15 protein-coding genes and 1 riboswitch are annotated in these 20,489 nt (G+C 70.8%); of the genes, 5 read left to right on the plus strand and 10 right to left on the minus strand.

Annotated features, from left to right (window positions below; all coding sequences use genetic code 11):
* From AB0M01_RS17955 to AB0M01_RS17965, 3 genes are all read left to right on the plus strand, one after another.
* Window positions 1–4,572, plus strand: coding sequence for an ATP-dependent helicase (locus AB0M01_RS17955; protein ID WP_363670669.1), 4,572 nt, complete (start codon window positions 1–3; stop codon window positions 4,570–4,572).
* A gap of 10 nt (window positions 4,573–4,582) precedes the next feature.
* The gene (locus AB0M01_RS17960) at window positions 4,583–5,392 is read left to right on the plus strand and encodes a DNA-formamidopyrimidine glycosylase family protein (protein ID WP_363670671.1); all 810 of its coding nucleotides are present in this window, start codon (window positions 4,583–4,585) and stop codon (window positions 5,390–5,392) included.
* A gap of 68 nt (window positions 5,393–5,460) precedes the next feature.
* Window positions 5,461–5,955: a hypothetical protein gene (locus tag AB0M01_RS17965; protein WP_363670673.1), complete on the plus strand. Its 495-nt coding sequence runs from the start codon at window positions 5,461–5,463 to the stop codon at window positions 5,953–5,955.
* A gap of 11 nt (window positions 5,956–5,966) precedes the next feature.
* Here the strand turns inward: AB0M01_RS17965 and AB0M01_RS17970 are convergent, their stop codons facing one another.
* The 8 genes from AB0M01_RS17970 to AB0M01_RS18005 form a co-directional block, all read right to left on the minus strand.
* A complete protein-coding gene (locus AB0M01_RS17970; RefSeq protein ID WP_184794210.1) occupies window positions 5,967–6,251 on the minus strand; it encodes a helix-turn-helix transcriptional regulator in 285 nt (94 codons plus the stop codon).
* A 163-nt stretch (window positions 6,252–6,414) separates the two neighbouring features.
* Complete coding sequence (locus AB0M01_RS17975) at window positions 6,415–7,056, minus strand: CinA family protein (protein ID WP_363670676.1); 642 nt, start codon at window positions 7,054–7,056, stop codon at window positions 6,415–6,417.
* Complete coding sequence (gene pgsA, locus AB0M01_RS17980; protein ID WP_363670678.1) at window positions 7,053–7,676, minus strand: CDP-diacylglycerol--glycerol-3-phosphate 3-phosphatidyltransferase; 624 nt, start codon at window positions 7,674–7,676, stop codon at window positions 7,053–7,055. The genes AB0M01_RS17975 and pgsA overlap by 4 nt, the downstream gene beginning before the upstream one ends.
* Entirely contained in the window at window positions 7,673–9,415 is a 1,743-nt protein-coding gene (locus AB0M01_RS17985; RefSeq protein WP_363670680.1) for a radical SAM protein, read from the minus strand. The genes pgsA and AB0M01_RS17985 overlap by 4 nt, the downstream gene beginning before the upstream one ends.
* A gap of 84 nt (window positions 9,416–9,499) precedes the next feature.
* Window positions 9,500–10,408, minus strand: coding sequence for a phosphotransferase (locus tag AB0M01_RS17990; protein ID WP_363670682.1), 909 nt, complete (start codon window positions 10,406–10,408; stop codon window positions 9,500–9,502).
* 33 nt (window positions 10,409–10,441) lie between these two features.
* Window positions 10,442–11,197, minus strand: a complete 756-nt coding sequence (locus AB0M01_RS17995) for a RodZ domain-containing protein (protein WP_363670684.1) — start codon at window positions 11,195–11,197, stop codon at window positions 10,442–10,444.
* An 87-nt stretch (window positions 11,198–11,284) separates the two neighbouring features.
* Window positions 11,285–12,085, minus strand: a complete 801-nt coding sequence (locus AB0M01_RS18000; protein ID WP_363670686.1) for a hypothetical protein — start codon at window positions 12,083–12,085, stop codon at window positions 11,285–11,287.
* Between the two features lie 521 nt (window positions 12,086–12,606).
* Window positions 12,607–15,246, minus strand: a complete 2,640-nt coding sequence (locus AB0M01_RS18005) for a DNA translocase FtsK 4TM domain-containing protein (RefSeq protein ID WP_363670688.1) — start codon at window positions 15,244–15,246, stop codon at window positions 12,607–12,609.
* 774 nt (window positions 15,247–16,020) lie between these two features.
* Between AB0M01_RS18005 and AB0M01_RS18010 the strand changes: the two genes are divergently transcribed.
* The gene (locus AB0M01_RS18010) at window positions 16,021–16,914 is read left to right on the plus strand and encodes a hypothetical protein (protein WP_363670690.1); all 894 of its coding nucleotides are present in this window, start codon (window positions 16,021–16,023) and stop codon (window positions 16,912–16,914) included.
* A 153-nt stretch (window positions 16,915–17,067) separates the two neighbouring features.
* Here the strand turns inward: AB0M01_RS18010 and AB0M01_RS18015 are convergent, their stop codons facing one another.
* Together AB0M01_RS18015 and AB0M01_RS18020 are read right to left on the minus strand one after the other, a co-directional pair.
* Complete coding sequence (locus AB0M01_RS18015; RefSeq protein WP_363670692.1) at window positions 17,068–17,832, minus strand: DUF4184 family protein; 765 nt, start codon at window positions 17,830–17,832, stop codon at window positions 17,068–17,070.
* Window positions 17,833–18,036: 204 nt separating this feature from the next.
* Window positions 18,037–18,552, minus strand: a complete 516-nt coding sequence (locus tag AB0M01_RS18020; protein WP_363670694.1) for a DinB family protein — start codon at window positions 18,550–18,552, stop codon at window positions 18,037–18,039.
* A gap of 377 nt (window positions 18,553–18,929) precedes the next feature.
* A riboswitch (SAM riboswitch) is annotated at window positions 18,930–19,043 on the plus strand.
* A 15-nt stretch (window positions 19,044–19,058) separates the two neighbouring features.
* On the opposite strand from AB0M01_RS18020, the gene AB0M01_RS18025 reads away from it, so the two are divergent.
* On the plus strand, window positions 19,059–20,414 hold the full coding sequence (locus tag AB0M01_RS18025) for an aminotransferase class V-fold PLP-dependent enzyme (protein WP_363670696.1): 1,356 nt from the start codon (window positions 19,059–19,061) through the stop codon (window positions 20,412–20,414).
* The last annotated feature ends 75 nt before the right edge of the window (window positions 20,415–20,489 follow it).

The raw sequence follows: 20,489 nt of genomic DNA on the forward strand, positions 1-20,489 counted from the left end.
ATGGGGAACGTGCAGAAGTCCACCGCGTTGAGCCGTTTCTCGCCCGCGACCCGGGCGTGGTTCGGCGACGTCTTCGAAGCGGCCACCCCGGCCCAGCTCGAGGCGTGGGACGCGATCACCGCGGGCCGGGACGCGCTGGTGGTCGCGCCGACCGGTTCCGGGAAGACGCTGGCGGCGTTCCTGTGGGCGCTGGACCGGCTGGCCAGCACTCCCCCGCCCGACGACCCCAAGCTGCGCTGCCGGGTGCTCTACGTCTCGCCGCTGAAGGCGCTCGCGGTCGACGTCGAGCGGAACCTGCGCGCCCCGCTGATCGGGATCCGTGAGACCGCGCGACGGCTGGGTGAGGCGCCGGTCGACGTCGAGGTCGCGGTGCGGTCCGGGGACACGCCCGCGAGCGAGCGGCAGCGGTTCGCGCGGCGGCCGTCCGACGTACTGATCACCACGCCGGAGTCGCTGTTCCTGATGATGACGTCGCAGGCGCGGGAGTCGCTGCGCGGCGTCGAGACCGTGATCGTCGACGAGGTGCACGCGGTCGCCGGGACGAAGCGGGGCGCGCACATGGCGCTGACGCTCGAGCGGCTCGACGCGCTGCTGCCCAAGCCCGCCCAGCGGATCGGGTTGTCGGCGACGGTCCGGCCGGTCGAGGAGGTCGCCCGGTTCCTCGGCGGCGAGCGGCCGGTGACCGTGGTCCAGCCCAAGTTCACCAAGCAGTGGGACCTGAGCGTCGTCGTACCGGTCGAGGACATGGCCGAGCTGGCGAGCACGGAGATCGAGACGTCGGGCTCGGCAGCCGGTCCGCCGCAGCACGCGTCGATCTGGCCGCACGTCGAGGAGCACGTCTTCGACCTGATCTCCACGCACCGCTCGACGATCGTCTTCTCCAACTCGCGCCGCCTGGCCGAGCGGTTGACCGCGCGGCTCAACGAGATCGCCGCCGAGCGGGCGGAGCTGGAGCTCGCCGAGGAGGGTTCGCCGGCGCAGGTGATGGCGCAGTCGGGGGCCTCCCTGGCCGCGCCGCCGCTGATCGCGCGGGCGCACCACGGCTCGGTCAGCAAGGAGCAGCGGGCGCTGATCGAGGCCGACCTGAAGTCCGGGCGGCTGCCGTGCGTGGTCGCGACGAGCAGTCTCGAGCTGGGTATCGACATGGGCGCGGTCGACCTGGTGATCCAGGTCGAGGCGCCGCCCTCGGTCGCGAGCGGGTTGCAGCGGGTCGGTCGTGCCGGTCACCAGGTGGGTGCGACGTCGCGCGGTGTGCTGTTCCCGAAGTTCCGCGGCGACCTGGTCGACACGGCCGTGGTGGTGCAGCGGATGCGCGACGGGCTGATCGAGAGCCTGCACATCCCGGCCAACCCACTCGACGTGCTGGCGCAGCAGATCGTCTCCATCGTCGCGCTCGACACGATCGACGTGGACGAGCTGTACAACCTCGTACGCCGGTGCGCCCCGTTCGCGACGCTGCCGCGTTCGGCGTACGACGGGGTGCTCGACATGTTGTCGGGGCGCTACCCGTCGGACGAGTTCGCCGAGCTGCGGCCGCGGATCGTGTTCGACCGGGTCAGCGGCGAGATCTCCGGTCGCCCGGGCGCGCAGCGGCTCGCGGTGACCAGCGGCGGCACGATCCCGGACCGCGGGCTGTTCGGCGTCTTCCTGGTCGGCGAGTCGACCAACCACCGGGTCGGCGAGCTGGACGAGGAGATGGTCTACGAGTCGCGGGTCGGCGACGTGTTCACGCTCGGCGCGTCCAGCTGGCGGATCGAGGACATCACCCACGACCGGGTGCTGGTCTCCCCCGCGCCGGGTCAGCCCGGGCGGTTGCCGTTCTGGAAGGGCGACGCGGTCGGGAGGCCGGCCGAGCTCGGTGCGGCGACCGGCGCGTTCGTGCGGACGATGGCGTCGCTCTCACCGGCGAAGGCGATCAAGCGGGCGCGCGACGCAGGGCTCGACGAGTACGCGGCGAACAACCTGGTCGCCTACCTCGGCGAGCAGCGCGAGGCAACCAGCCGGGTGCCCGACGACGTGACGATCGTGGTCGAGCGGTTCCGCGACGAGCTGGGTGACTGGCGGGTCTGCATCCATTCGCCGTACGGCGGGCAGGTTCACGGCCCGTGGGCGCTGGCGATCGCGGCCCGGCTGCGCGAGCGGTACGGGATGGACGCCCAGTCGGTCTCGGGTGACGACGGGATCGTGCTGCGGCTGCCGGAGACCGACGAGCCGCCGCCAGGCGCGGATCTGGTGCTGTTCGACCCGAACGAGATCGAGGATCTGGTGACCGCGGAGGTCGGCGGGTCGGCGCTGTTCGCGGCGCGTTTCCGCGAGTGTGCCGCGCGGGCGTTGCTGCTGCCGCGGCGCAATCCGGGGAAGCGGTCGCCGTTGTGGCAGCAGCGGCAGCGGTCGGCGCAGCTGCTGAGCGTCGCCAGCAAGTACGGGTCGTTCCCGATCGTGCTGGAGACGCTGCGCGAGGTGCTGCAGGACGTTTACGACTTGAGCGCGCTGAAGGATCTGCTGACCGGGATCGGCGAGCGCCGAATCTCGGTCGTCGAGGTGGAGACGCCGGAAGCGTCGCCGTTCGCGAAGTCGCTGCTCTTCGGGTATGTGGGCGCCTTCATGTACGAGGGCGACGCACCGCTGGCCGAGAAGCGAGCAGCTGCGCTGGCGCTCGATCAGAGCCTGCTCGCCGAGCTGCTGGGCCGGACGGAGCTGCGGGAGCTGCTCGACGCCGAGGTCGTACTGCGAACCGAGGCCGAGCTGCAGCGGTTGGCAGAGGACCGCCGGGCGCGCAACGCGGAGGGGCTGTTCGACGTACTGCGGCTGGTCGGGCCGTTGTCGGTGCACGAAGCCGGTCAGCGGTGTGTCGACGGGTCCGATGCGGAGGCGTGGCTGACGGAGCTGGCGGCGGCTCGGCGGGTAGTTCGGGTTCGGATCGCGGGCGAGCATCGGTGGGCGGTCGTCGAGGACGTTGCGCGGCTGCGCGATGCACTCGGCGTACCGGTTCCGCCCGGTGTGGCCGAGGCGCATGCCGAATCGGTCGCTGATCCGCTGGGCGATCTGGTCTCGCGCTACGCGCGGACGCACGGGCCGTTCCGGGCCGTGGATCTGGCGACTCATCTCGGCATCGGTGTGGCGGTGGTGACGGATGCACTGCGGCGGCTCGGTGCTGCCGGCCGGGTGGTCGAGGGCGAGTTCCTGCCGGGCGGCATCGCGATGGAGTGGTGCGACAGCGAGATCCTTCGACTGCTGCGGCGGCGGTCGCTGGCCGCGCTGCGCAAAGAGGTCGAGCCGGTCGAGCCCGCCGCGCTGGCACGATTCCTGCCTGCCTGGCAAGGGATCACGAGCAGCCGCGGACGTGGGTACGACGTGCTGCTCGGTGCGATCGAGCAACTGGCGGGATGTGCTGTGCCTGGGTCGGCGCTGGAGTCGATCGTGCTGCCGGCACGCGTGCCTGGGTATCAGCCCTCGATGCTCGACGAGCTGACCGCGACGGGTGAGGTGATCTGGGCAGGGTCGGGATCGCTGCCGGGGACCGATGGTTGGGTCTCGCTGCATCTGGCGGACAACTGCGATCTGACGCTGCCCGATCCGGATCCTTCGCTCGAGCTCGGCGAGACCCATCAGGCGGTGCTGGATGCGTTGTCGGGAGGTGGCGCGTTCTTCTTCCGCCAGCTCAGCGACGCGGTCGGTGCTGCGAACGGGGTAGTGGATGACGAGACGATGGTCGGGATCCTCTGGGATCTCGTCTGGGCTGGGCATCTGACCAACGACACGTTGGCGCCGGTGCGCGCGTTGGTGAGCGGCGGTCGCGGGAGTCATAAGACGCGACGGGCGACACCGCGCGCACGGCCTGGGCGAGCGCCGCGGCCGGGGCGGCCGTCGATGCCGGCGCGGAGTGGTCCGCCGACGGCCGGCGGGCGGTGGTCCCTGCTGCCGGAGCGCAGCGAGGACGCGACTCGCCGGGCGCACGCGGCGGCGGAGACACTGCTTGATCGGTACGGGATCGTCACGCGGGGCTCGGTGATCACCGAGCGGACGCCCGGCGGATTCGCGGCCGTCTACAAGGTTCTGAGCGCTTTCGAGGAGTCGGGGCGTTGCCGGCGTGGGTACTTCGTGGCTGGGCTGGGAGCGGCGCAGTTCGCGCTTCCTGGCGCTGTCGATCGACTACGGGCGCTCGCGGACGGCGCGCCGGGCGGCGGACGCGAGGATTCGGCGGCGCGCGCCGTGGTACTGGCTGCATCGGATCCTGCGAACCCGTACGGCGCTGCGCTGCCGTGGCCCGAGCGGGAGAACGCCGGCGGGCATCGGCCAGGGCGGAAGGCGGGCGCGCTGGTCGTCCTCGTCGACGGGAAGCTGATCGTGTACGTCGAGCGTGGCGGGCGGACCGTGCTGAGCTTCACCGAGGATCCGGAGATACTGCAGCCGGGCGTCGACGCGCTCGCGCTGGCGATCAGGGACGGGCACCTCGGCAAGCTGAGCGTCGAGACCGCGGACGGCGAGCAGGTGCGGCACACGGCGTTCGGCGACGCGCTCGCGAAGGCGGGCTTCCACGCGACGCCGCGCGGGCTGCGGCTGCGCGTCTGAGGCGGCCGGCATGCCCGAAGGAGACACCGTCTGGCGCGCGACCAAGCGCCTCGACCAAGCGCTCGGCGGGAAGGTGCTGCTGAAGACCGACTTCCGCGTGCCGACGCTGGCCACGACCGATCTGAGCGGGCGGACGGTCGTCGAGGTCGTTCCGCGGGGCAAGCATCTGCTGATGCGCCTCTCCGACGGCACGACAATCCACAGCCATTTCCGGATGGACGGCAGCTGGCACCTGTACCGGCCTGGTGAGCGGTGGAGAGGCGGACCCGACCATCAGGTTCGGGCGGTGCTGTCGACGGAGTCGTGGACGGCGGTGGGCTATCGGTTGCCGGTCCTGGAGCTCGTCGCGACGTCCGCTGAGGAGAGCGTGGTCGGACATCTCGGGCCTGATCTGCTGTCGCCGTCGTTCGACCGAGCGGTTGCCCTGGACAACTTGGCGTCCGATCGCGGGCGGACGATCAGCGAGGCCCTGCTGGATCAACGGAACCTGGCCGGGATCGGGAACTTCTACCGCACCGAGGTCTGCTTCCTGCTCGGGCTGCATCCTTGGCGCCCGGTCTCGGCGGTCGATCTCGGCGCTGCGGTTGACCTGAGCCGGCGGCTGATGAAGGCGAACCTGGTACACGCCGCGCAGGTCACCACCGGTGTCGACCGGCCCGGCCAGCGCAGCTGGGTCTTCGAGCGCCCGGGAAAGCCGTGCCGACGGTGCCGTACGACGATCCTGACCGCTCCGATCGGTGAAGCACCGCGAGCGCGGGTCAGTTACTGGTGCCCGCGCTGCCAGCCCGAGAACTGGGCTGTGGACAACCCCGGCGGATAGCACCGAAACGGATACCTTCTCTGATGAGACGAGATCGAACATGCGTTCGACTCGGAGAGGAGAAGAAGATGACCACGATCTGCCACCGACGACCGGGCGCCGATTCCGCCCGCCAGGTGCAGGACCTGATCCACGACCAGGGCTGGGTCGTCGAGCATCTCGACCGACGGACACCGGTCACTTCGACTCTGGGCCTGTGCCGGCGCGGGCATCCGGAGTTCGTCGTGCTCGGCTGCGACGCGCTGGAAGGTTTCCGGCTGCTGGAGCCACTGGCCCTGGCGGTCGAGGACGGTCTGCAGTTCCACGGGAGCACCGACCTGACCCGCTTCTACCCCGGCCCGGAGCAGATCATCCTGGTCCACTTGCTGACCACGGCGCCGTACCTGCCCACGGCGAACAAGCTATTCCGCCGCGAGGGCACAGCGCCGATCCCCGCGTTCGTCCTACTTCGGACTGATCCGCTGTGGGAGCCGTCGAACGTCAACAGCCCGCCGCGCGTCGAGGCGACGTTCGACTTCCGCACACCGCTCCCCCAGCCCGTACTGCCGACAGGGGATGCATGATGACGACCGGATCAGGCCGCGACGACCTCGGGCTCGATCGTCGTGTGCGCCAGCACCAGGGCCTCTTCACGGGCCAAGTCCTCGCTCACCTCGGCGAAGATCATCGAGAGCGGGACGTCGAGGGCCGTGCAGATCGCTGCCAGCAGCTCGCTCGAGGCTTCCTTCTGACCGCGCTCCACCTCGGAGAGGTAGCCCAGGCTCACCCGGGCCTCGGCGGACACCTCGCGCAGAGTGCGCCCCTGGCGCAGCCGCTTACGCCGCAGTACGTCGCCCAGCAGGCCACGAACCAGCACCATGAGGTTTCTCCCTTCCGCCTGTCGGACCGAATCTACTCGCACCGTAGCTCGACCGTGGGAACCAACGGTACCCGTTGCCGGGTCACTACTGTTCGCAACGTCCAGCTTCGGTGCGCCGCTCCAGTCTGCCCTACCTCTGCCCATGCTGGTCTCAACACCCCGATCAGCCCGGATCTTCCGTCATCAACTCGGCTCCGAGCCGCAGCACTGCCTCGACACTCCCCCAGCGGATGGTGGCCCGGTCTCCGCTCAGCGACAGCTTCCGGACCTCGACCTTGGTCGGGCCCGCTGCCGCGACGTACACGGTGCCGGCCTCGATACCCGCTTGCGGATCCGGTCCGGCCACACCGGTCGTGGCGAGGCCGTAGGTGGCCCCCAGCCGCTCCCGGACGCCCGCCGCCAGCGCGCGGGCCGTATCGGCGTGCACAGGCCCGACAGCGGCCAGGAGGTCCTCGGGGACACCCGCGAGGGTCGCCTTCAGGTCGGTGGCATAGACGATCACGCCGCCGCGGTAGACCGCCGAGATGCCGGGGACATCGGTCAGCGTGGCGCCGACCAGGCCGCCGGTCAGCGACTCGGCGGTGGCGACGGTGGCTTCGCGCTCCTTCAACAGCTCGACGAAGCGAGCGAGCGCGGTGTCCAGGTCGTCCTGTCGCGTCGCAGCAGTTCGGTCGCGTGATGCGCTGTGCCGTCCGGAGGCGCCTGAGTTCGGTGCGGCCGTCGCCGCACCGGGCTCCGCAGTTGCGGTCGCGTCGGAGGTCGGCGTGTTCGTGCCATCTGCTCCGGGCGTGTCGCCGGCGGTCATGGGAGCGGACGTTTGGCGGCGGCGCGCAGCCTGAGCGCGCGGCCGACGTAGTCGAGGCCGGTCGCGATCGTCACGATCACGGCGGCGGCCATGAAAGCCACGGCGGTCCAGTGCAGGACCGCCACCGAGTGCCAGGGAAGGAGGTAGAGACCGAGTGCGATCGCCTGCAGGACCGTCTTCAGCTTGCCGCCGCGGCTGGCCGGCATCACGCCGTGCCGGATCACCCAGAACCGGAGCGCGGTCACCCCCCACTCGCGGACCATCACGACGATGGTGACCCACCACGGCAGGTCGCCGAGCAGCGACAGCCCGATGAACGCGGCACCGGTGAGCGCCTTGTCGGCGATCGGGTCGGCGATCTTGCCGAAGTTGGTGACCATGTTCCAGCGGCGCGCGATGTCACCGTCGAACCGGTCGGTGACGATCGCGACCACGAAGGCGGCGGTCGCGAGCAGCCGGTTCCCGTCGTCGGCACCGCCGTCACGCAGCAGCAGCCAGACGAACAACGGCACCAGGACGAGCCGCAGCACCGTCAGCGCGTTGGCCACGTTCCAGGCGCTCGGCGCGCTGATCGGACCGGTGCCCGCGTGCGGCACCGGATTCGTCGGCGGGTTCGTCACGCGGTCAGGTTAGCTGCCTGGACGAGTTCCTGGGGCTGCACGTGCGCGGCGTACTCCGCGACGAGGTCGACGCCCTCGCTCGCCACCACGGTGGCGACGACGAGATCGCCGAGCGCCAGACCGTCGGGAAGTCCGGTGAGCGTGGTGGAACCGTCGACCTCCGGACCCTGGTGCGCGGCGCGGCCCTCGGCGGTGTCGCCGTCCAGGGACTCGACCAGGACCTCGACCGTCTCGCCGACCCGAGCCTCGGCCCGGGCCGAGGTCAGGTCCTCGGCCAGCCGCGTCACCCGGTCCAGCCGGGCGGCGATGGTGTCCTCGTCCAGCTTGCCGTCGTAGGTCTCGGCCTCGGTGCCGTCCTCGTCGGAGTACCCGAACACCCCGATCGCGTCGAGCCCGGCGCGGGAAAGGAAGTCGCAGAGAATGTCCACGTCCTCCTCGGTCTCTCCCGGGAACCCGACGATCACGTTGCTCCGGATACCGGCGGTCGGTGCCTGGGCACGGACCTGCTCGATCAGCTCGACGAACCGCTCCGCGTCACCGAACCGGCGCATCCGCCGCAGCAGCGGGCCGGAGGCGTGCTGGAACGACAGGTCGAAGTACGGGACAACGCCCGGGGTCGAGGTCATCGCCGTGAGCAGCGTCGGGCGCATCTCGGCGGGCTGCAGGTACGAGACGCGAACGCGGGTCAGGCCCGGCACGGCAGCGATCTCGCCGACGAGGGTCTCCAGCAGCCGCAGGTCGCCCAGGTCCTTGCCGTACGACGTCGAGTTCTCCGAGACGAGGAAGACCTCGCGTACGCCGTGCTCGGCCAGCCAGTGCGCCTCGCCGAGCACCTCGGTCGGGCGCCGCGACACGAACGCGCCGCGGAACGCCGGGATCGCGCAGAACGCACAGCGCCGGTCGCAGCCGGAGGCCAGCTTCAGCGGCGCCATCGGCCCGCCGTCCAGCCGCCGCCGCATCACGCGCGGCCCGCTGGCCGGCGCGCTCGCGAGATCCGGCGCGTCGATCTTCAGCTCGGAGGGGTCGGTCGGTTTGACCGCGCGGCCCTTGAACTCGGCCGTCGCGCCGGCGGCGAGCGCGTCAACGTCCGCGGAACCGTTCGTGGGCTTCAACGAGGAAGGGATGTGAGAACCGTGCGCACCGGCAGCCACGTGCGCGGACACCGCGCCACCCGCGGCAGATGCCGAGCGGCCCTGCGCGGAGTCGGCGTCGCTTCCCGCCGTGTCCTTGCCCGCCTGTGCGGAGCCCGACTCACTGCGGGCCGAGTCGCCGTGGCCAGGGACCGCGACGCCGTGAGCGCCGGCCCGGTCGGCTGGAGCGAGCGGGAGCAGCTTGCGGCGGTCGCGCGGTACGTGCGACTGGTGCTTGGTCCCGGCCAGGATCGAGCGCAGCTTGTCGGAGATGTCCGCATAGTCGTCGAAGCCGAGCACCGCGTCGGTCTCCGGCAGCGCGTCGGCCAACTGCTCGCCGTACCGCTCGGCGAGGCAACCAACGGCGACGACGGCCTGGGTGCGGCCCGAGTCCTTGTAATCGGACGCGGCCAGCAACGTGTCGACCGAGTCCTTCTTGGCGGCCTCGACGAATCCGCAGGTGTTCACCACCACGGTGTCCGCCTCGGACGCGTCCTCCACCAACCGGAACCCGCCAGCCTCCAACCGGCCGGCCAGTTCCTCGGAGTCCACATCATTACGAGCACAGCCCAGCGTGACCAGGGCGACAGTCGTGGGGTTCGTAGTCATCACCCCGAGTATGACTGCTGCAACCCCAACGGCCCTAACCAGTCACCTCTGCCCAGGCGGAACGTAGGCGCTGGGCGACGAGTACTAGCCAGCGCAGAACGGCCGGAACCGGGTCAGGTCGTGGTCGAGCCTGGCCAGGCGGTCGAAGCCCCAGGTCTGCACGCCGGGGCGATCCACCTCGTCCAGGATCCGCGCGGTCAGATCGCGGAGGGCACGCGAGAGGAGCGCGTACTCCAGGTGAACGAGGCTCAGGTCACGAGCGCCGTACTCGGTGAGGAAATCCTCCAGGTGCCGGGTCTCCGCCGCGATCCACAGGTCGTGCTCGCGAGGGGCGACCGCCGCCTGGTCCCAGTCGAGGATCGCGGCGATCTGGTTGTCGCTGCCGATCAGCAGGTTCTGCGCGATGAAGTCCGTGTGGCAGATCAATTCAGGTGCCGGGCTCTGACGTGCGCGACGTACGACGTCGTCGAGGCGCTCGATGGCGGCGACCAACTCGTTGCCGCGTGGCGCGATCCAGGGTTGGTCCAGCCGATCGAGCAGGTTACGCGCGTACGAGTCGTCGATTCGGGCGACTGTGAGCGCGGCCGGGATTGGCCGGGCGTCGTGGACCTGTCGAAGGGCACGCGCCCATTGGCGCCAGTCGCTGTCGATTGCCGGACGGCCTTGTACAGCTGGGAACACGGCGTACGCGCGGTTGTTCCAGGTCGCCTGGACGGCGCCCGACGCGGTGGCGATCGGCGCGGCGACGGGGAGACCGAGGTCCTGCAGGTCGCGAAGGACGTCGAGCGAGCTCGGCTCCGGGGTGATCCCGGCACGCCACACCTTCAGGAACCAGGTGCCGTCGGCAACCCAGCCCTCACTCTCGAAGCCGCCCGCGTGCGCCGCCAGGCCCGAGACGGTCAGGCCGTAGTCCCGCGCGAGATCAGCCGGCGTGGGCCCGCGAGACGCTGCGGAATCGGCCTCGGCGGCGGGTTTGCCGGAGTCACCCGTCACAGCATCCCCCTCCCCCACGTGTCTCTCGCGAGGTCAGGGGGTCTTCTGGATCGCGCCGGTCGGAGTGATGAGGAAACGCTTGCTGGTGGGCGTCGCCTTCTTGCCGTTGATGGTGATCGTGAGGTTCTTGAGCGCGCCGACCTGGACCCGGATCGAGCCCGGGTAGGTGACGGTCTGTGTGGAACCGGTGCCGAGGAGGCCCTGGAAGAGCTTCTCGCCGTAGTAGTTCCGGAGGGTCACGTAGGTGCCTTCTCCGGTGGACTTGAGTACCACGACGACCTTCGAGGGCGGCTTCGGCTTCACGGGAGTGGACGGCTTCGGCGGCGCCGGCTTGGTTGCCGTCGGCTTGGCCGGGGTCGTGACGGCGGGAGTCGGACTCGAGGTCCGGGAGGCGTTGGCTTCGACGTCGCTCGGCAGTGTGAACAGCCGAACCATGCCCCAGCCCATCAGACCGACCAGAATCGCGCCGACGACCACCGCCCACCGCGGGCGGACCGGGTGCAGGCGTGGTTTCCGCGGCTCGATGCGTTCGTCGCGGCGGGCGCGATCGGGTTCGCTGGGCGGGTACGCCTCGTCGAACGCCGCCAGCAGCGGTGCCGGGTCAGCCTTGACCACACGGGCGATCGAGCGGATGTGGCCGCGAGCGTAGAAGTTGCCACCACAGCGGGAGAAGTCGTCGGCCTCCATCGCGACCAGCAGACCGGTTCTGATCCGGGTGGCCGCGCTGAGCTGCTCGATCGACAGGTCCGCCCGTTCGCGGGCCGCCGTGAGCTCACTGCCGATGGTCACGATCCCACCGCCTCTCCACCACCCGTGTGCTTCACCGATCCGCCGACATCAAGTCAACGGCCTTGGCCCGGCGGGGTCACGGCAGAGTCAGATTTGTTCCCTGACCGGACATCTCGCGTCCGCCAGCATGTGCAAAGCCTGTACCACTTCCCCGTTCGACGGACGTGCCGTCAACCCGAACGGTACCGCGAGAGAGGTTCCGGTCAGGCGACGGTTGGCGTCCGTGGTCCGGCGCGTCGCGGCCGGCATCGTGGCCAGGACCGGTCCTGGGTCGAGCAGGTGAACGGCGATCCGGCCGTCGTCGAGCGGGTGCCGGCGACGCAGGACGGTGACCTCCTCGATCTCCTCCCAGCGGGTGCCGATCCACTCGTCGTTGATCCGCAGCCGGATCCCGACGCGGTCGGCGACCAGCATGTCCCCGACGGTCAGGGCGCGGGCACAGATGACGGCCAGAGTCGCGAAGGCGGCCGCGGCGAGCCAGCGGAGTACGCCGGTCGGCGAGGTCGATGCCGAGGTCGCGAAACCGATCGCGACCAGCCCGGCGCCGACTGCGAGGGCACCGTGGACCTTCTGCGAGGAGCGCACGGTGAACTCCTGCTCCAGCTCGTCGGGTTCGACGTCGAACTCCGCGACGTCGAACTGGGCGTCGTACACCGGTGCCTCACCCTCGTACGCCGGGACGTCGCCGCCCGGACCGTTCAGTCGTTCGTCCCGCGTCGGCGCCGCACCGCGGGCCTCGACGGGGGTTTCGTTGCGGACCCGCACCGGAGCACCCACCTGGGCCCCGACGGAGGCCTGTGCGCCGACCAGAGCCAGCCCAGGCGCCACATCAGCCGGGAAGCTGGTGGGCGCCTCCTTCTCGCGGCGTTCCTGCGCGATGCTCCGCACGGGGGACTGCTGCGTTTGCCGAGCCGACGGAACCTGACGGGTCGGGTGGGCCTCATCGGACGCGGTCGCACGCGGCCCGCGGGAGGTCGACGACGGCATCGGACGAGCGCCCTCGCGCGTCGACGTGTGCGAGACTGGACGGACGCCGTCAGGCGCCGACTGCGGCACCGGCCGGACACCTTCAGACGCCGCCTGCTGCGGCTCGCGGGGCGTTGCAGGCTGCCCGGAGCGCATGCCCTCGGACATCTGCGGCGCCGGGTCGGCGTCCTGGGACGGCTGTGGGGCTGGGCGGATGCCTTTCGGCGAGGACAGCGGTTGGGCGCCGCGGGTGGGCGCTGTCTGGCGGAGTGCGCGGCCGGAGGGGCCGGTCTGCTCTGCTTCGGGCGCGGAGGGTCGTGGAGCCGGCGCCTGCGGGATTGGCTGGGCGCTGCGCTGCTTGGGCTGCGGCATGGTGGATTCCGGGGCGGCGGGGGTGGTGGGGTCGGACGGCTCACGGGGGATCTTGGTGGGGGCCGGCACAGTCACTCTCCTCGCAGGGTGGCGACGAAGTCCTCTAGGTCGTCGGGTTTGACCAGGACGTCCCGGGCCTTGGAACCCTCGCTCGGCCCGACCACTCCCCGGCTCTCCAGGATGTCCATCAGCCGGCCCGCCTTCGCGAAGCCGACCCGGAGCTTGCGCTGCAACATCGACGTGGAACCGAACTGGGTGGAGACGATCAGCTCCGCGGCCTGGACCACCAGGTCGAGGTCGTCGCCGATCTCGTCGTCGAGATCCTTGCTCGGACCGGCTGCCACCGTGACGTCCTCGCGGTACGTCGGCTGCAGCTGCTCCTTGCAGTGCTCGACGACCGAGCGGATCTCGTTCTCGGTGACCCAGGCACCCTGGATCCGCATCGGCTTGCTCGCGCCCATCGGCAGGAACAAACCGTCGCCCTGGCCGACCAGCTTCTCCGCGCCGGGCTGGTCCAGGATGACCCGGCTGTCCGCCAGCGACGAGGTCGCGAACGCCAGCCGGGACGGCACGTTGGCCTTGATCAGACCGGTCACCACGTCCACCGACGGCCGCTGGGTCGCCAGCACCAGGTGGATACCGGCCGCTCGGGCCAGCTGCGTGATCCGGACGATCGAGTCCTCGACGTCGCGCGGCGCGACCATCATCAGGTCGGCCAGCTCGTCGACGATCACCAGCAGGTACGGGTACGGCGAGAGCACGCGCTCGCTGCCCGGCGGCGGCTTCACCTTGCCGCCGCGGACCGCCTTGTTGAAGTCGTCCACGTGCCGGAAGCCGAACGCCGCGAGGTCGTCGTACCGCATGTCCATCTCGCGGACGACCCACTGCAGCGCCTCGGCCGCCTTCTTGGCGTTCGTGATGATCGGGGTGATCAGGTGCGGAATGCCCTCGTAGTTGTTCAGCTCGACCCGCTTGGGGTCGACCAGGATCATCCGCACCTCGTCCGGGGTGGCCCGCATCAGGATCGAGGTGATCAGCGAGTTCACGAACGACGACTTACCCGAACCGGTCGCACCCGCGACCAACAGGTGCGGCATCTTCGCCATGTTCGCGACCACGAACCCGCCCTCGACGTCCTTGCCGAGGCCGGCCACCATCGGGTGGTGGTCGTTGCGGGCGGTCGCCGAGCGGATCACGTCGCCGAGGCTGACGATCTCCTTGTCGGTGTTCGGGATCTCGATACCGATCGCGGACTTGCCCGGGATCGGGGACAGGATCCGGACGTCGGCCGAGGCGACGGCGTACGCGATGTTCTTCGACAGCGCGGTGACCTTCTCGACCTTCACCGCCGAACCGAGCTCGACCTCGTACCGGGTGACCGTCGGGCCACGGGTGTAGCCGGTGACCTGGGCGTCGATGCCGAACTGGTCGAACACCTCGGTCAGCCGGTCGACGACCGCGTCGGACGCCTTCGTCCGGGCCTTGTGGACCGAACCCGGCTTCAGCGTGTTGCCGTCGGGAAGCGTGTAGGTGATGTCACCGGACAGGCTGAGCTGCTCGACGCGCTGCGGCAGCGGCGTGTGCGGCGGCGGCTCCGGAGCGGACTCGGCCTTGGCGGCCTTCGCGCCCGCGCCCGCGGCCGCCGGGCCGGAGCCCGACGCAGCAAGGTCGGTGGTGTCGGCGTCGCCGTCGACGTCGTACGGGTCTTCGTCGACCGGCGGCTTGGTCTTGCGTCCGCGCTTCGAGATCTCACGGCCCTCGAGGACCGGGGAGTCGTACGGCTTGACCGTCGGGTCTCCGTCGTCGTCGAGCGCTGCCTTCGCGCGACGCTCCTTGCGGGTGAGCCGCACGGTGTCGTCGGTGCTCGGCTGCGCCGACGGCGCGTCCGCGGGGATCTCGGTCCGGCCGAGCAGTACGTCGAACGCGGCGCGGACCCGGACCGGGATCGCGTAGATCGGCGTACCGGTGACGACCAGCGCGCCGAAGATCGTCAGCAGCACCAGGAGCGGCGAGGCGACGTACGTCGTGAGCAGGTCGGACAGGAGCGAGGAGACGACGTACCCGATCGCGCCGCCGGCGTCCTGCAGCGGCGGGTCGCCCGCTTCGCTGGGGCGCGGGATGCCGTGCGCGATGTGGACCAGGCCGAGGATGCCGAGCGAGATCGACGTCCAGCCGATGACCTGACGTCCGGCCGGGCCGTTGCGGTCGGGGTGACGCAGGGTGCGCAGCGCGATGAACAGGAGCATCAGCGGCACGGCCCACCCGAGCATGCCGACGCTGCCGCTGACCACGGTACGGATCGCGTTGCCGACCGCGCCAGGCAGCGTCCACCAGATCGCGGCCGCGACGATCACGGCCAGACCGATCAGGCCGAGACCGGCGCCGTCGCGGCGGTGCGCGGGATCGAGGTCACGGGCGCCGTTGCCGACGCCGCGGACGATGCTGCCGAGCAGGTGGGCGAAGCCGAGCCACAGCTTCACCAGGCCGCGGCCGATCGCGATCATCGCGGCCGCGAAGGGTCCCGCTCCCCCGCTCGCACCGGATTTGGGCGTGCTGGTCCGCGCGGCGGTGCTACCACCGCGCTTCGCGCTCTGCCCACGCTTCTGGGCGCCAGACGGACGGGAGCGTCCACCGGCCGCCGATCGCGCCGAACTCGGGCGACCTGCTGCCGACTTCTGCGCCCGCGCCGGGGAAGACGTGCGGGTCGCCATGCTGCCCAGGCTACCCCGCCGACCACTCGAGCCACACGTGTCACACGCCGATCACACCACCCCATCCGTCCCGTCACAGGCCGCCGCTGCGCGGCGAAATGGGGTGGTGCGCGGCGGGACTTCTGATGGTGCGTACGCGGCGTGTTGCGCGGGGCGAGGTGTTTGGCGGGCGAGCGAGAGCGCGCACGACCGCCGCTTGGCGCGGTGCATCGGCGGCCGGATCTGGCGAGGCCGGGAGGCCGCCGGGCTTGGCGCGGGTGGAGTGGTCGGCCTGGCGAGTGTCGTCCGAGCGTGGGAAGCAGCCGAGCCGAGCAAGGCGCGGCGGGGTGGCGGAGTGGGGTGGCGGGGGCCAGGAGCGCCGCGGGGCGGTCGGTTGGTGGGGGCGCGGGCGCGGTGTGGGTCGATGGGCGGGCGGGTTGTTATCCGGCGGGGCGGGTGGTTACGGGGTGTAGTTTCGGCACTGGGTTTGTGAAGGTTGGGTGTGGTGGCCAACTAAATGGGGGTTGGGGGCATCCGACCGGGTGGTCGAGGTGAAGGTGGCGGGTTGAGGTGGCGGGTTTGCGGGTTCGGTTGACGGTGTTGGTGGCTGGGTTGACCGTGGCGGCGGCTGTGGTGGGTGGGACGGTGGCGTTTCGGCAGGTGCCCCGGGAGCGGGTGGATGCGGCGGGGCCGTTGGCGGGGGCGGGTGGGAAGACTTCGGCTGGGACGGCTGCTGAAGGGGCTACTGAGGTGAAGGTCGCTTTGGCGAAGCTTCCGGTGGGGCAGGGGCCGCAGATGGCGTTTCTGGTTGATCGCGTTGTGCGGGGCGGGACCGGGCCGGTGGTCGAGGTGCCGGGGAAGCAGCCGATCGAGCAGGTTGTTCGGTTCGGGGGTGGGGTGCTCGTGGTGGTGTCGACGGGTGAGTTCACGACCGAGCTGAGGAGGGTCGAGCCGTACGCGGAATCGTTCAGCGCGGGGCGGGTCGCTGGGGTGACGAGTTTGGTCACGTCGCCGGAGGAGGACCTGGCGGCGTACGCGGTGCAGGATCAGAGCGCCGTCTACTGGGCGGACTCGCGGGACACCGAGTTGGTGCAGCGGTCGTTGAAGCGGGCCGAGTACGGGCGGACGAACGTGCTGGCGGTGCGCGGGGACGTCGTGTACTTCGGTGCCGAGGGCAAGGGGTATCCGGCGCCGGAGAAGTACTACCGGTGGGACTCGAAGTCGGGGCAGGTCAGTGCGATCACCGGGGTGCGGACTGTCGAGGGGGTCAACAGCGGCGGGACGGCGGTTGCTGAGTTCGTGAGTGGGGCGGCTCAGACGTTCTGCAGTTCGGTGGCTGAGTTGCCGAGCGGGAAGCGCAACTTCACGACATGTCAGTACTCATTGGACGGGTTCACGCCGGATGACCGGACTGTCGTCGCCAGCGAAGGGTTTCGGGGCGGTGGGGCTGAGCGGTTCACTGCAGCGCTGGATGCGGCGACGGGGCATGTGCGGCGGCAGTGGGTCGGGGTTCAGTTCGTGATGGCTGTGGCCGAGGACGACGACCACCTGTTGATGGTGGTCGACACGGGCGAGAACACGCCGGTGGGGATCATTCGGTGCAGCATCGGGGACGGGACGTGCGAGGTCGCGCTGGCGCCTGATCGGTACGGGCGGGACAACGTGCAGTTGCTGGGCGCTCGGGTCTGAGAAACCCTCGGATCTGAGAAACCCTCTGGGCTGAGCGACCGTGGTCGGGTACGACCGTGGTCGGGTGCGCCGTGATCAGGTGCGCCGTGGCTAGGTGCGGCGGAGGTCCGGTGCGACCGAGTCCGGTGCGGCCGAGGTCCGGTGCGGCGGAGGTCAGGTGCGGCGGAGTCTGAGGAGTTGCCAGGCCACGACGTAGAAGACCAGCGCGGCTACCGCTCCCGAGGCCAGGCCGGTGAGGGCGAAGCGGACTGCGGCTTCGCCGACCAGCTCGGAGTCCTGGGCGGCGCGGCGGACCTCGACCACGGCGGCGACGACTGCGAGGACGGCGGCCGCGGCCAGTACGGCGTACCGGGTGGTGGGGGCGAGGCCCGACTCGACTGGTGACGGGGTGGTGCGGCGCCACCACAGGTACAGGTAGATGGCGATCAGGGCGATGCCGCCGACGCTGCTGACGTACTGGAGGACGCGGTTGACGTCCCAGGTCGGGGTGATCGCGGTGGTCAGGAACGACCAGCGGTCGACGAAGTAGCCGTCGCCGTGGGTGAAGGAGTCCCAGAGGACGTGGGTGAAGCCGCCCAGGTAGAGGGAGATGACGGTCCAGAGCACGCTCGGGCGCTGTGGTGCTGGGAGTCGGCCGGCGAGGGCGGCCGGCGCGAGGGCGATCAGAGGTCGCTTCACCAGCAGGTGGAAGACCAGGAACCCGAGCAGCGCCAGGAGCGGGTCGAGCCAGAGCGCTGACGTGAAGTCGTGGGTGAGGGTCAGCGTCAGGTTGCCGTTGATGTAGCGGGTCGCGAAGGTGTAGAGCGGGCCGACGTACAGCAGGTCGGGGGCCAGCGCGCCCGCGACCAGCGCGGACGCGACGAACGGCTTCCGGATCAGCGGGAGGACGGCGGCCGGGTGGGCCAACGGGAAAGGCACCGCCGCAGCCTAAGGGATTAGGGGCTCACAGCAACAGAACGAGGGGCGGCGGGGCGGGGCGGGGCGAGCCGGCCGGCGGCGCGACGGACGCGTTGGGCAAGCAACGGACGCGTTGCGCAGGCGACGGACGCGTTGCGAAAGGAGCCCACGCCGACACCGCCGCGGCCCGTCCCGAGCTGCCGGGATCAAGTACGGGCCGCCGCGTCAGGCGCCGGTGACGCCGTCGAGGTGTTCGCGGAGGAGGTCGGCGTGGCCGCTGTGGCGGGCATACTCGCCGATCAGGTGGATGTAGATCATGCGCAGCGACGACTCCTCGCCGGAGAACGTGAAGCGGTCGTCGAGCGAGCGGCCGGCGGCGGCCTCGTCGGACAGCTTCCACTCCTCGATCAGCGCCTCGTACGACGCCTGCGCGTCGGCCGCGTCGATCAGCTCGAAGTCCGCGTCCTTGCCGAGCGCCGGGTCGAAGACCGGCTCGGCCGGTACGTCGGCGAAGTGGATCCGGAACCAGATCCGCTCGACCTTGCGCGCGTGCCGGATCAGGCCGAGCAGCGACAGGGTGGACGGCGGTGCGCTGCGCTGGGCGAGCTGCTCCGGGGTCAGGCCCGCGCACTTGTAGAGCAGGGTCTGACGGTAGAAGTCCAGGTAGCCGGCGAGCAGTTCGCGCTCGGGGGCGACGAGCGAGCCGGTCGGGCGCTCGACGGCGGGGGCGGTCCAAGTCATCCCGGCATCCTCCCCCGACGAGGGCTCAGCCCGCATCCCGGTATTCCTGCGTCCCGGTATTCCGCATCCCCCTCACCCACATCCCCGCATCGCCGCATCGCCGCATCGCCGCATCCTCCCCCGGGGCGACTCAGGCGCCCCCAGCCAAGTACTTCAGGCCCTCCTTCAGGTAGCTGCGCGGGTTGGTGTCGAGCGCTTCAGCCCACGGCGAGTCTGCCTCGCCGCGGGGCCAGGCGCAGCAGGCCGAGTCCGTAGCCGAACATCGCCTCGGCGGGACACTGGTCACCGCGTGCCGCATCTCACCATACGTCACAAGATCTCACACAGCGAGATAGCTGCTGGCGCACCCACCACTCCCCCGGCTACCGTCTTCGGCAGGTCATGAGAGCCAGCGACAAGCCCCGGCTAGCTGGACGGCAACCCTCCACCGCGGTGGGGTGCCCCGGGTGAGGACCAGGCCGTGCGGACACCCCGTTCGGCAAGTGCGGACTTCCGGGAGCAGCAGCATGTCCATCCTCTCCATTCTCGAGCCGGCCAACGCCACCAGCACGCGGCAGGCGGTCGCCCGGCTCACCACCGGCAGCATCCCGGCCACGGTCGGTGCCGATCTGCTGGTGCCGCTGGCCGACGGGCGGGTCACCGACTACGCGAACTTCGACCACGGTGCGAGTGCGCCGTGTCTGGAGTCCGTACGCCGGGCCGTCGAGGCGGCGCTGCCGTCGTACGCGTCGGTGCACCGCGGCAACGGCTACGCGTCGCGGATCACGACGCAGTGGTACGAGCGGGCCCGCCGAGAGGTGCACGCGTTCGTCGGCGCTCGCGAGGACGACCAGGTGGTCTTCACGCGGCAGACCACCGACGCGCTCAACCTGCTGGCCAAGGCGCTGCCGGCCGACGCAACCGTGATCGTGTTCGAGTCGGAGCACCACGCCGCGCTGCTCCCCTGGCCGGCTGAGCGGACCGTTCGGCTCCCTGCGCCGACCACCACCGCGGGGGCGGTCAGCGCCGTCGCCGACGCGCTGCGTCAGGCGCCCGAGGGCCCGCGGCTGGTCGTCGTGACCGGCGCGAGCAACGTGACCGGTGAGATCTTCCCCGTCGCCGAGCTCGCCGCCGTCGCCCGGGCGCACGGTGCTCGGATCTGCCTGGACGCCGCGCAGCTCGCTCCGCACCGTGAGGTCGACATCGAGCAGCTGGACGTCGACTGGGTCGCGCTGTCCGGGCACAAGCTCTACGCGCCGTACGGCGCGGGCGCGCTGATCGGTCGCGCTGACTGGCTCAACGCGGCCGACCCGTACCTGTACGGCGGCGGCGCGACCGCCGCTGTCACCACCGACACGACGGTCTGGAACGAGGGGCCGGCCCGGCACGAGGGCGGCTCCCCCAACGTCATCGGCGCGATCGCCCTGGCCGCTGCGTGCGCGGCGATCGCCCAGCACCGCGAGGCGATCGAGCAGCACGAGCGCAGCCTGCTCGCGCGGCTGCGGACCGGTCTGGCGCAGATCGAGGGTGTGGAGACCTACGACATCTTCGGCGCCGACGCCGATCGGGTCGGGACGGTTTGCTTCACGATCGACGGGCTCAACTCCACGCTGGTGTCTGCGGCGCTGTCGGCGGAGTACGGGATCGGTGTGCGGGACGGGAAGTTCTGCGCGCACCTGCTGGTCGGACACCTGCTGCAGGACTCCGGTACGGCGGTCCGTGCGAGCCTCGGGCTCGGCACGACGCGTGAGCACGTCGACCGGCTGGTCGGTGCGGTGCGCACGCTGGCGACCAAGGGGCTCACGCGGCAGTACGAGGAGTCGGCGTACGGCTGCCAGCCGGCCGACGACCCGCGCGACCTGGACGCTCCGCAGATCTGGTGAACACCCAGCACTCACCAACCTGCTGAACCAGGCCGAGCCACCGCTCGGCGAGGCCTGCGAGACCGTCCGACGACG

The sequence above is a fragment of the Kribbella sp. NPDC051770 genome (assembly GCF_040681455.1).
Lineage (GTDB): Bacteria > Actinomycetota > Actinomycetes > Propionibacteriales > Kribbellaceae > Kribbella.

What these genes read in the sequence shown, in the direction of transcription:
- AB0M01_RS17955 (WP_363670669.1), top strand. Translation starts at nt 1, where the DNA reads ATGGGGAACGTGCAGAAGTCCACCGCGTTGAGCCGTTTCTCGCCCGCG.
- AB0M01_RS17960 (WP_363670671.1), top strand. Translation starts at nt 4,583, where the DNA reads ATGCCCGAAGGAGACACCGTCTGGCGCGCGACCAAGCGCCTCGACCAA.
- AB0M01_RS17965 (WP_363670673.1), top strand. Translation starts at nt 5,461, where the DNA reads ATGACCACGATCTGCCACCGACGACCGGGCGCCGATTCCGCCCGCCAG.
- AB0M01_RS17970 (WP_184794210.1), bottom strand. Translation starts at nt 6,251, where the DNA reads ATGGTGCTGGTTCGTGGCCTGCTGGGCGACGTACTGCGGCGTAAGCGG.
- AB0M01_RS17975 (WP_363670676.1), bottom strand. Translation starts at nt 7,056, where the DNA reads ATGACCGCCGGCGACACGCCCGGAGCAGATGGCACGAACACGCCGACC.
- AB0M01_RS17985 (WP_363670680.1), bottom strand. Translation starts at nt 9,415, where the DNA reads ATGACTACGAACCCCACGACTGTCGCCCTGGTCACGCTGGGCTGTGCT.
- AB0M01_RS18005 (WP_363670688.1), bottom strand. Translation starts at nt 15,246, where the DNA reads ATGGCGACCCGCACGTCTTCCCCGGCGCGGGCGCAGAAGTCGGCAGCA.
- AB0M01_RS18010 (WP_363670690.1), top strand. Translation starts at nt 16,021, where the DNA reads ATGGCGTTTCTGGTTGATCGCGTTGTGCGGGGCGGGACCGGGCCGGTG.
- AB0M01_RS18020 (WP_363670694.1), bottom strand. Translation starts at nt 18,552, where the DNA reads ATGACTTGGACCGCCCCCGCCGTCGAGCGCCCGACCGGCTCGCTCGTC.
- AB0M01_RS18025 (WP_363670696.1), top strand. Translation starts at nt 19,059, where the DNA reads ATGTCCATCCTCTCCATTCTCGAGCCGGCCAACGCCACCAGCACGCGG.